The organism is Nitratireductor sp. GCM10026969 (assembly GCF_042660605.1).
In the GTDB taxonomy this organism is placed as follows: Bacteria; Pseudomonadota; Alphaproteobacteria; order Rhizobiales; family Rhizobiaceae; genus Chelativorans.
On the sequence record NZ_JBHSUM010000048.1, the window covers coordinates 20,296 to 28,255 of the forward strand.

Annotated in this window: 10 protein-coding genes and 1 tRNA gene; 6 read left to right on the forward strand and 5 right to left on the reverse strand. The window is 63.6% G+C overall.

Going from position 1 to position 7,960, the window contains the following annotated elements:
* The first annotated feature begins 6 nt into the window (after nt 1-6).
* The 4 genes from ACFP9U_RS12075 (at nt 7) to ACFP9U_RS12090 (ending at nt 2,861) form a co-directional block, all read left to right on the forward strand.
* Nucleotides 7-1,248, forward strand: a complete 1,242-nt coding sequence (locus tag ACFP9U_RS12075) for a cysteine desulfurase (RefSeq protein WP_378621688.1) — start codon at nt 7-9, stop codon at nt 1,246-1,248.
* 4 nt (nt 1,249-1,252) lie between these two features.
* Nucleotides 1,253-1,639, forward strand: a complete 387-nt coding sequence (locus ACFP9U_RS12080; protein WP_378621689.1) for an SUF system Fe-S cluster assembly protein — start codon at nt 1,253-1,255, stop codon at nt 1,637-1,639.
* 81 nt (nt 1,640-1,720) lie between these two features.
* Entirely contained in the window at nt 1,721-2,104 is a 384-nt protein-coding gene (gene sufA, locus ACFP9U_RS12085; RefSeq protein WP_378621691.1) for a Fe-S cluster assembly scaffold SufA, read from the forward strand.
* Nucleotides 2,105-2,195: 91 nt separating this feature from the next.
* Nucleotides 2,196-2,861 (forward strand): MBL fold metallo-hydrolase, encoded by a 666-nt coding sequence (locus ACFP9U_RS12090; protein ID WP_378621692.1) that lies wholly within the window; start codon nt 2,196-2,198, stop codon nt 2,859-2,861.
* A gap of 58 nt (nt 2,862-2,919) precedes the next feature.
* Here ACFP9U_RS12090 and ACFP9U_RS12095 read toward each other — a convergent pair whose 3' ends face one another.
* Together ACFP9U_RS12095 and ACFP9U_RS12100 are read right to left on the reverse strand one after the other, a co-directional pair.
* A complete protein-coding gene (locus ACFP9U_RS12095) occupies nt 2,920-3,459 on the reverse strand; it encodes a cytochrome P460 family protein (RefSeq protein ID WP_378621694.1) in 540 nt (179 codons plus the stop codon).
* 108 nt (nt 3,460-3,567) lie between these two features.
* Nucleotides 3,568-4,065, reverse strand: a complete 498-nt coding sequence (locus ACFP9U_RS12100) for a GFA family protein (RefSeq protein ID WP_378621695.1) — start codon at nt 4,063-4,065, stop codon at nt 3,568-3,570.
* Between the two features lie 116 nt (nt 4,066-4,181).
* On the opposite strand from ACFP9U_RS12100, the gene ACFP9U_RS12105 reads away from it, so the two are divergent.
* Nucleotides 4,182-4,505 (forward strand): TfoX/Sxy family protein, encoded by a 324-nt coding sequence (locus tag ACFP9U_RS12105; protein ID WP_378621706.1) that lies wholly within the window; start codon nt 4,182-4,184, stop codon nt 4,503-4,505.
* Between the two features lie 14 nt (nt 4,506-4,519).
* On the opposite strand, the gene ACFP9U_RS12110 is transcribed toward ACFP9U_RS12105, so the two are convergent.
* Nucleotides 4,520-5,935, reverse strand: a complete 1,416-nt coding sequence (locus ACFP9U_RS12110) for a DEAD/DEAH box helicase (RefSeq protein ID WP_378621697.1) — start codon at nt 5,933-5,935, stop codon at nt 4,520-4,522.
* 216 nt (nt 5,936-6,151) lie between these two features.
* Nucleotides 6,152-6,925, reverse strand: coding sequence for an NAD kinase (locus ACFP9U_RS12115; protein ID WP_378621700.1), 774 nt, complete (start codon nt 6,923-6,925; stop codon nt 6,152-6,154).
* Nucleotides 6,926-7,090: 165 nt separating this feature from the next.
* Between ACFP9U_RS12115 and ACFP9U_RS12120 the strand changes: the two genes are divergently transcribed.
* Nucleotides 7,091-7,166 (forward strand) — tRNA-Thr (locus tag ACFP9U_RS12120).
* Between the two features lie 83 nt (nt 7,167-7,249).
* On the opposite strand, the gene ACFP9U_RS12125 is transcribed toward ACFP9U_RS12120, so the two are convergent.
* Nucleotides 7,250-7,960 (reverse strand): TrmH family RNA methyltransferase (locus ACFP9U_RS12125; RefSeq protein ID WP_378621702.1); only part of this gene is annotated, 711 nt, incomplete at its 5' end.

Genomic DNA, 7,960 nt, shown 5'->3' on the forward strand with positions numbered 1-7,960 from the left:
AAGAGAGTGGACCAGAAGATCGAACATGGCACCTTCGACGTCGAGGCCGTTCGCCGCGACTTTCCCATCCTAGCGCGCGAGATCTACGGCAAACCGCTCGTCTATCTCGACAACGGGGCTTCGGCGCAGAAGCCGCAGGTGGTGATCGACGCGGTCACGCACGCCTATTCCAGCGAATATGCCAATGTGCATCGCGGGCTCCACTTTCTCTCCAACGCGGCAACGGAAGCTTATGAAAAGGCACGCGAAACGGTGCGCCGTTTCCTGAATGCACCAAGTGTGGAGGAAATCGTCTTCACAAAGTCGGCCACCGAGGCGATCAACACCGTGGCCTATGGATATGCCATGCCGCGCATCGGCGAGGGCGACGAGATCGTGCTTTCGGTCATGGAGCATCACTCCAACATCGTCCCCTGGCACTTCCTGCGTGAAAGGCAGGGGGCGAAGCTCGTCTGGGCGCCGGTGGACGATGAAGGCACCTTCCACCTCGAGGAATTCGAGAAGTGCCTGACGGATCGCACGAAGCTTGTCGCCATCACGCATATGTCGAACGTGCTCGGCACCGTCACGCCCATCGCCGACATCGTGCGCATCGCCCATGCCCGCGGCATTCCCGTCCTCGTCGACGGTAGCCAGGGTGCGGTGCACATGCCGGTGGATGTCCAGGCGCTCGGATGTGATTTCTATGTCTGCACGGGGCATAAGCTCTACGGTCCTTCCGGCATCGGCGTGCTTTACGGCCGCAGCGACAAGCTCGCCGAGATGCAGCCCTTCCAGGGCGGCGGCGAGATGATCGAGGACGTGACGGTGGACAGTGTCACCTATAACGACCCGCCGCACCGCTTCGAGGCGGGAACACCGCCCATCGTGCAGGCGATCGGCCTCGGGGCCGCGCTCGACTATGTGAACGGTGTCGGCCGGGAGAATATCGCCGCGCACGAGGCGGAGTTGACGCGATACGCCCATGAAAGGCTGAGCCACATCAATTCGCTGCGCATCTTCGGCACTGCGCCGGGCAAGGGTTCGATCCTCTCCTTCGAGCTTGCCGGCATCCACGCGCACGACGTGTCGATGGTGATCGACCGGGCGGGGGTTGCCGTGCGGGCCGGTACCCATTGTGCCCAGCCGCTGCTCCAGCGCTTCGGCGTGACCTCGACATGCCGCGCTTCATTCGCCATGTATAATACGAAGGCCGAGGTGGATGCCCTGGCCGACGCGCTCGACCAGGCGCGCAAATTCTTTGGGTGAGGCGATGACCGATACCAGCCAGAAGACGGAAGCCGAGACGACAGAAGCGGAAGAGCAAACCGCCTCCGCCATCTCGCAGGACGAGCTTGCGCGCCTGACCGACGACATCGTCGGCGCGCTCAAGACCGTCTACGACCCGGAAATTCCGGCCGACATCTATGAGCTCGGCCTGATCTACAAGATAGACATCGAGGACGACCGCTCGGTGAAGATCGACATGACGCTGACTGCCCCCGGCTGCCCCGTGGCGGGCGAGATGCCGGGCTGGGTGGAAAACGCCGTCAGCGCGGTGGAAGGGGTGAGCGATGTCGAAGTCAACATGGTCTTCGACCCGCCCTGGACGCCGGACCGCATGTCGGAAGAGGCGCAGGTCGCGATCGGCTGGTACTGAGGTTGCAACGGACGCCCGACTGAACCATCTTTGAGATACACCTTCCGCGAGTCTTGACCTCGCCGTGAACGGAGAAATTCAATGGGCCGTTTTCAAGTGTTAACCCTCACAGACGCCGCAGCACGGCGCGTGCGTGAGATTGCCGAAACGCGCGAGGGTGCCCTGGGCGTGCGTGTCGGCATCAAGAAGGGCGGCTGCGCCGGCATGGAATATACGGTGGATCTGGTCACCGAACCCGATCCGAAGGACGACCATGTCGAACATGAGGGCGCGCATGTCTATGTGGCGCCGGAAGCGGCTCTTTTCCTGCTTGGTACACAGATGGATTTCGAGGTGACGCGGCTGAGGACGGGCTTCACCTTCAAAAATCCCAACCAGAGTTCGGCCTGCGGCTGCGGTGAATCGGTCGAGCTGAAGCCGGCCGATCTCAAGGCGTTGGCGGAGGCCCGTGCGGCCGGCGCCTGAGGACTTGCGTTTTCGCAGTCCTTGACCTTGACCTCAACTAAGGTTGAGGCACCATATGAGTGCTCCTGCAGAATGGGCAAAGGAGCATGCCATGCGGCAGATTTACCCCGATCTTTGGCAGACGAGCCCGGAAAGGCCGATTCCCGACACGCCGGAAGCTACGTCGCATGCCTATCTTCTGCTTCGCGACGGCGGCAATATCCTCTTTTACGGAACCGGACGCGAGGAGGGAGGTTCGCCGAAGGAAGAGGATGACCTTCGACGCATTCAGAACCTGGGCGGCATTTCCCACCAGATCTTGGCGCATTGGCACGAAGCGGCGCCGTCGCTTGCGCATATCAGGGAAATGTTCGGCTCGAAGCTTTGCTGTCACGAACGCGATGCGAGCGATGTGGCGCGGATCGGAAAGATCGAAGTGGATCAGGTCTTCCGGCGTGCGGAAACCGCGCTGGGCGATATCGAGGTCATTCCGACGCCGGGCCACACTGCGGGGAGCACCTGCTTCCTTTACAGGTCGCCACACGGAAAAACCTATCTGTTCAGCGGCGATACGATCGTGCCGGCGCGGGATTCCTGGCTCTCAGCCGCGTTGGGCGGAAGCAAGGCCGATCTGAGGAACAGCCTTGAGTTGCTGCGCAATTTGAAGCCTGACGCGGTCATGGCTGCGGGGGCGCTCGGTCCCGACACCTACAGGGAGATCGCCTCGCCGGCTGTGTGGCAGGCGGCAATCGAGGCCACCGAGCAGGCGCTCTCCTGATGAGCCGGCGCGATGGCACGGCGGCGCATCGCGCCGCCGTTCTCACCCTTGAGCGACTTCAGGATTGACTGTCCATCGTGTAGAGAAAGTCTCCACCTTCAGCCTCGGAATGGCAGGAGATGCAGCCGGTCGCCTGTCCGGCAAGCGGAACGCCTTCCGGCGTCTGATCGAGCGATCCGTCGGGCAGGTATTTCGCCCAGAACCAGTTTCCGCTTTCGGGCGCGTATCCCTCTTCCCGCCGGAACATGACGGTGACCGAGGCGAGGCTGTCCCCAGGATTGTTCGCCACCTCCTCGATGCTTATCCCGGCCGGTCCGTAGTTTCGTTTGACGACCACCATTCCCTCTTGTCCTTCGACCTCGATGTCGGTCCAAAGGGTCTGGAGCACGGCGCCATGCGGCTCGGTGCCTTCGTAGGGTTTTGCCTGGATCGCTTCCTCCCCGGCCAGGGAAGCCTCGGTCAAGGCTGACCACAATGTCTCGGCATAGGTCGTGTCGGTGTCATCACCGAATGGCGGCTGTCCGTCCTGGGGGACCGCTGTTCCAGGTGCTATCAATGCTAGGGCGAAGCCCACCTTCGCAAATGTCCTTGCGCACATGATGAAAATCCTCCCTGATCGATGGGAGAAACAGCTAGCGCCGGCGTTTTGCGGTCCAAGGCCATTCACGCTGAATTGACCGCGCTCCGGAAGGGCTGGATGCCGCGGCTACTCCACCCAAAGATTGTTCCGCCGGTGCCATTCGGCGAGCGATTCCTCAGGATACAAGTCGAAGGCAAGATCGCCTTCGCGGACATCCGGCTCTGTCCAATTCGCCTTGTATTTCAGCATGAGATGCGTGCGGCTTGGCGGTGCGGGCAGGTCGCTGTCGATCGCGGAAGCGAAGGGGTGGACGAGTTCCGGCCAGGTCGGATCGTAAAGCCAGAGGGCTGATCCGCAGTCGCGGCAGAAATGCCGCTCTCCGGTGGAAATCTCACAATGCGGATGCTCGTCGTCCTCGATCGTCGCCCGGTAGAAGCCGAGATGCGCGTCGCCTTCGACGACGAGCGTCGCCGAATCTGCGCCCAGATTGACCGCATAGCCCCCGCCGCCCTGCTGCTTGCGGCATATGCTGCAGTAGCAGCGCTGATAGGGAACCGGCGTGTGGCTTTCCACCTCGAAGCGCACCGCACCGCAGCGGCACGAGCCTTTCAGTTTCATCGGCATGGCATCACCCTCTCGGCAAGAACTCCCATTGCCAAGGTTAGGCGACGAGGGGTTCGATGTCAGCAGACCGCGCGAAAGCACCTGACAAGGCGCCTCATCGTTGGCATGCTTGGCGGATGAAAGATGAAGATATTCGCGACCTTTTCGTTGGCCTGGGGCCGATCACGATCAGGCGCATGTTCGGAGGTAAGGGCATCTACCACGAAGGTGTGATCTTTGCCCTGGAGGTCGATGGCGAAATTCTGCTGAAGGCGGATCGGGAGAGCGCTCCTGATTTCGCGGAGGCCGGAAGCCGACAGTGGGTCTATACCGGCAAGTCTGGGCGCAAGCCCACGGCCATGCCGTACTGGTCGATTCCGGACAGCGCGCTCGACGATACCGAGGAAATGTCCGCTTGGGCGCGGAAAGCCTATGAAGCCGGGCTGCGCACGCGCAAATAGGAAAAGCGCGCTGATCAGTCCTTGCCCGGTACCTTCATGAAATCGGGGACGTCATCGCCGAAGCCGACGGGCGTTTTCGCCTCTTCCCTGTCCGCGCGGCGGCCCGTACGCTTCTTCTGCCCTTCGGTATCGGGGCTTTTGGCCGTTTCCCTTGGCGGGCGATTCTGGTCCGCGCTCGAGTCTGCCTCGTCTTTTGCCTTTTCAGCGGGCTTGCCCTTTTCGGCGCCCTTGCGCCCGCCACCGCGCCCGCTACGGCCCCGGCGTGGCCTCTCCTCCGCTTCGTCTGCAGGCGCCAGCGTCGAAAGATCGCCGTCGAGCCATTCGATCTGCTGACCGATCAGCTTCTCGATGCCATCCACATATTTCCGGTCGGCACGGGTGACGATGGTGAAGGCCTTGCCCGAGCGGCCGGCCCGGCCCGTGCGGCCGATGCGGTGAACATAGTCCTCCGCATGGGTTGGCACGTCGAAATTGAAGATGTGGCTGACATCGGGGATGTCCAGGCCGCGCGCGGCGACGTCGGAGGCCACCAGAAGGGTGAGCTTGTCGCGCCGGAAGTTCTCCAGCATCGTCATGCGGGCGCGCTGGTCCATGTCGCCGTGCAGCGCGCCGGCATCAAAGTCGTGACGGACCAGCGAACGGAAGAGGGTGGCCACTTCGGTCTTGCGGTTGCAGAAGATGATGGCGTTCTTGAGCGCCTCGCCTTCGGCGCGAATGAGCTCGCGCAGGCGCTCGCGTTTGGCCCACGGCTTGGCGCCCGACTTCACCAGCCGCTGTGTAATGTTGACGGCTGTGCTGGCGGGCCGCGAAACCTCCACCCGCACCGGAGCCTGCAGGAACTGCTGGGTGAGCTTGGTGATCTCCGGCGGCATGGTCGCGGAGAAGAACAGCGTCTGGCGAGTGAAGGGGATCAGCTTGCAGATGCGCTCGATATCGGGGATGAAGCCCATGTCGAGCATGCGGTCGGCCTCGTCGATGACCAGGATCTCCACGCCCGTCAGGAGCAGCTTGCCGCGCTCATGATGGTCGAGCAGGCGGCCCGGCGTGGCGATAAGCACGTCCGCTCCGCGCTCCAGCTTCTTCTCCTGCTCGTCGAAGGAGACGCCGCCGATGAGCAGCGCGATGTTGAGGCGGTGGTTCTTGCCGTACTTGACGAAGTTCTCTTCCACCTGGGCGGCGAGCTCGCGCGTCGGCTCAAGGATGAGCGTGCGCGGCATGCGCGCCCGCGCGCGCCCGCGCTCCAGGCGCGTCAGCATGGGAAGCACGAAGGAGGCGGTCTTGCCCGTGCCGGTCTGAGCGATGCCCAGGACATCCTTGCCTTCCAGCGCATGCGGTATGGCGCCGGCCTGGATGGGCGTGGGGATCGTGTAGCCGGCGTCGACGACGGCCGACAGCACCTTCGGCGACAGGCCGAGGTCTGCGAAGCTCACAGCGTCCTGTACGATTTCCTGGTTTTCTGACACGTATTGGCTGTCTTTGCTGTTCTGCTCTGCGGTGAATACCACGCGCTCGACCGAGCTTCTGCCCTTGCTTGTGCGGGGCCTAAGGTGTGGTGCGCCCAATGTCAACAGCCAGGTTAACGACCGGCGGCTCCGATCGATCCAGTCAGAAGGCGTGCTTCGGCAATAAATCGCGCTTTGTTGGCTTCAGTAGCGGAACTGTTCGGTAAGAATCCGCTCGTCCCAGGAATGGCTGGCGTCGAAGAGCACGGTCGCCGTCATGTCGTGGGATTCGCGCACCCGCACCTCGGTTACCGACTTGATCTCCGTGTGGTCGGCCACGGCGTTCACCGGCCGTTTTTCCGGCTCGAGGATCGTCAGGTCCACCGTCGACTGGTTGGGCAGCAGTGCCCCCCGCCAGCGGCGCGGCCGGAAGGGGCTGACCGGTGTCAGCGCCAGAAGCGGCGCATGGAGCGGCAGGATCGGCCCGTGCGCCGACAGGTTGTAGGCGGTGGAGCCGGCCGGCGTGGCGACCAGCACGCCGTCGCAGATCAGTTCCTCGAGCCGCACCTTGCCGTCGATGGCGATACGAATCTTGGCCGCCTGGTAGGATTGGCGCAGGAGCGACACCTCGTTGATGGCGAGCGCCTTAAGGACCTGGCCGTCTGCGTCGCGTGCCCGCATCTCCAGCGGCCGGAGCGTTTCGGCGATGGCGGCGTCGACCCGCTCGCGCAGGCCTTCCTCGCGATACTCGTTCATGAGAAAGCCGACGGTGCCGCGGTTCATGCCGTAGATCTTCTTGCCCGAGCCCATCGTCTCGTGCAGCGTTTGCAGCATGAAGCCGTCGCCGCCGAGGGGCACGATGATCTCGGCGTTTTCCGGGCGCTCATGTCCGTAAAGGGCCGAAAGCCTGCCGGCGGCCTCGCGGGCGTCGCCCGTGTCCGCCGCGAGGAAAGCGAAGGAGAATTGTGGCTGTGTCATCCCGGCGGCTGATTCCCTTGCGGCGCGTGTGCAAACCGGTATCACGCGACCTATATCCATGCAAAGGCGACAGCGCGGGCGGGCATGCGCCGCGCCGGCCGCATGCGTTCGTGCGGGTGGAGAATGCGTTTTACTCCGCTGCCGATTGTGCTATCGCAATGCCATGCCCTTGTAGCTCAGTTGGTAGAGCACCTGATTTGTAATCAGGGGGTCGCGGGTTCGAGTCCTGCCGGGGGCACCATTTTTCTCCGTTTGCACGACCCGGAGACATTGTCCCTGAAAACCTGGGGCCCGACCGGTTGCTGCCGGTCTGCCAGATTTGCCTCAGGTCGGTTTCAGTTCGGATTGTGATGTATCCACAGCTGCAGGATCTTCACGCACGGTGCGGTGTGCGATGTAGAGTGCCACTGCCGCCGCGTTCGACACGTTGAGCGAGTGGATCGGGCCGGGCATGTCGAGGCGCGCCAGGGCGTTCACCGTCTGCCGGGTCTTCATGCGCAGGCCCTTGCCTTCCGCTCCCAGAACCAGGGCGAGCCGGCCCGGCCGGACGGCCTGCTCGAGCGGCTGCGGCCCCTCCGAATCGAGCCCCACGGTGTAAAAGCCCGCCGCTTGCAGTTCATCCAGCGCCTCGGCCAGATTCCGTACGGTTATGTGGTCGATGTGCTCCAGCGCGCCGGAGGCGGCCTTGGCCAAGACCCCCGACTCGGCGGGACTGTGGCGCGCCGTCGTGATCAGCGCCGCGACGCCGAAGGCGACGGCCGAGCGGATGATGGCGCCGACATTGTGCGGATCGGTGACCTGGTCGAGCACCAACACCAGTGCTGCGTCGCCGAGCGCGGACAGCGCCTTGGGTATCCGGGGGTCGGCTTCCACGAGCACGCCCTGGTGCACCGCGTCTGGGCCAAGGAGCGCGTCGATCGCCTTGGGTGCCACGATCTCGGTCGGGAAGGGCAGGGCGGCCGGATCGCCGAGCCCGAGCCGCTGCGCGGCGTTGCGGGTGACCAGCATGCGGTGGATCCTGCGCGCGGGATTGTC

Coding starts and splice junctions, on each gene's coding strand:
- ACFP9U_RS12080 (WP_378621689.1), top strand. CDS start 1,253: ATGACCGATACCAGCCAGAAGACGGAAGCCGAGACGACAGAAGCGGAA.
- sufA (WP_378621691.1), top strand. CDS start 1,721: ATGGGCCGTTTTCAAGTGTTAACCCTCACAGACGCCGCAGCACGGCGC.
- ACFP9U_RS12090 (WP_378621692.1), top strand. CDS start 2,196: ATGCGGCAGATTTACCCCGATCTTTGGCAGACGAGCCCGGAAAGGCCG.
- ACFP9U_RS12095 (WP_378621694.1), bottom strand. CDS start 3,459: ATGTGCGCAAGGACATTTGCGAAGGTGGGCTTCGCCCTAGCATTGATA.
- ACFP9U_RS12100 (WP_378621695.1), bottom strand. CDS start 4,065: ATGCCGATGAAACTGAAAGGCTCGTGCCGCTGCGGTGCGGTGCGCTTC.
- ACFP9U_RS12105 (WP_378621706.1), top strand. CDS start 4,182: ATGAAAGATGAAGATATTCGCGACCTTTTCGTTGGCCTGGGGCCGATC.
- ACFP9U_RS12115 (WP_378621700.1), bottom strand. CDS start 6,925: ATGACACAGCCACAATTCTCCTTCGCTTTCCTCGCGGCGGACACGGGC.